Annotated in this window: 2 protein-coding genes; both read left to right on the top strand. The window is 70.7% G+C overall.

Annotation, left to right across the window (positions count from 1 at the left end; translation table 11 throughout):
• Nucleotides 1–72: 72 nt before the first annotated feature.
• The gene (locus tag ACUJ8O_RS11465) at nt 73–810 is read left to right on the top strand and encodes a 2,3-bisphosphoglycerate-dependent phosphoglycerate mutase (protein ID WP_063718739.1); all 738 of its coding nucleotides are present in this window, start codon (nt 73–75) and stop codon (nt 808–810) included.
• Nucleotides 807–1,310: a fluoride efflux transporter FluC gene (locus ACUJ8O_RS11460; protein WP_002854165.1), complete on the top strand. Its 504-nt coding sequence runs from the start codon at nt 807–809 to the stop codon at nt 1,308–1,310. The genes ACUJ8O_RS11465 and ACUJ8O_RS11460 overlap by 4 nt, the downstream gene beginning before the upstream one ends.
• Nucleotides 1,311–1,342 lie beyond the last annotated feature (32 nt).

Raw genomic sequence — 1,342 nt, 5'->3', positions numbered from 1 at the left:
GCCGATACTGGTCGTCCCGCACGACCCGGTCGGCGCCACCGTCCTCCTCCCGTCGGAAGCCCCGTGACGGGCATGCTGACGCTCCTGCGGCATGGGGAGAGCACCGCGAACGAAGCCGGCACCTTCACCGGGCTCCTCGACGTCCCGCTCACGCACCGCGGCGAACGGCAAGCATCCGCAGCCGGACAGCTCCTCCGGTCGAACCACATCACGCCGGACGTCGTGGTCACCTCCACATTGCGCCGTGCCGTCCGCACCGCCGAACTGGTCTGCGACGCCCTCGGGACACAGCTGCCCACGGAAGCGGTGTGGCAGCTCAACGAACGCAACTACGGTGCCCTGACCGGGATGACGAAGACCGACGCCCGTCGGATGCTCGGTGACGACGAGTACGTGCGGCTCCGCAGGTCCCGTACCGGCACACCGCCACCGATGTCGCTGCACCTGTGGGAGGAACTGCGGTCGAGCTCCGCGCTGCGCGGCCTGCCCGACGGCGCCCTCCGACGCACCGAGGCACTCTCGGACGTCATCAAGCGGGTCCGCCCCGTCTTGCACGACCGGCTCCTGCCGATGGTGCGGTCAGGGCGGAGCGTCCTCGTCGTCGCGCACGGGAACTCGCTCCGCGCACTCTGCGCATGCATCGACGACCTCACCGACCCGGAGCTCGAGCAGCTCAACCTGCCGACCGGGCAACCCGTGCAGTACCACCTCGCCCCGACGGGTGCTCTCGTCCCGCGGGGTGGGGCGTTCCTGGATCCGGTAGCAGCACAGCACGCCGCGGCGCTGGTCGCGGCAGAAGGCGGAACATGACCACCCGAACGGACACCCCGATGCCCGACGACCAGCTCCCTCCCGACCCGGACGTCGACGTCTCCGACCCGGCAACGACCATGCGGCCGGTGCATCTGCGGTGGCGGTACGTCGGCCTCGTCGCCGTCGGTGGGGCCGGCGGTACTGCCCTCCGCGACGTCATCAGTAGCGTGCTCCCTGCCGATGGCGGGGTGAGTTGGTCGATCTTCTGGATCAACATCACCGGGGCGCTGGCCCTCGGTGTGCTGTTGGAAGCGCTCGCGCACCGTGGGCCCGATGCCGGTCGCCGGAGGGTGCTGCGGCTGCTCCTCGGGACAGGGGTCCTCGGCGGGTTCACCACCTACAGCACCCTCGCCGAGTCCACCGCCGCCCTGTTCCTCGACGGCCACGGCCTCGCTGGCACCGGCTACGCGCTCCTCACTGTCCTATCCGGCGCGATCGCGACCGCCTGCGGTCTCGTCGTCGCCGGCTGGTTCCGTCCCCGAACGGAGGAAGCATGAACGCCGCCCTCATCGTCGTCGTCGCCCTCGGT

Source organism: Micrococcus sp. EWR3.9.1 (assembly GCF_052615555.1).
This window is presented reverse-complemented; position numbering and strand designations above follow the sequence as displayed.

What these genes read in the sequence shown, in the direction of transcription:
- ACUJ8O_RS11465 (WP_063718739.1), top strand. Translation starts at nt 73, where the DNA reads ATGCTGACGCTCCTGCGGCATGGGGAGAGCACCGCGAACGAAGCCGGC.
- ACUJ8O_RS11460 (WP_002854165.1), top strand. Translation starts at nt 807, where the DNA reads ATGACCACCCGAACGGACACCCCGATGCCCGACGACCAGCTCCCTCCC.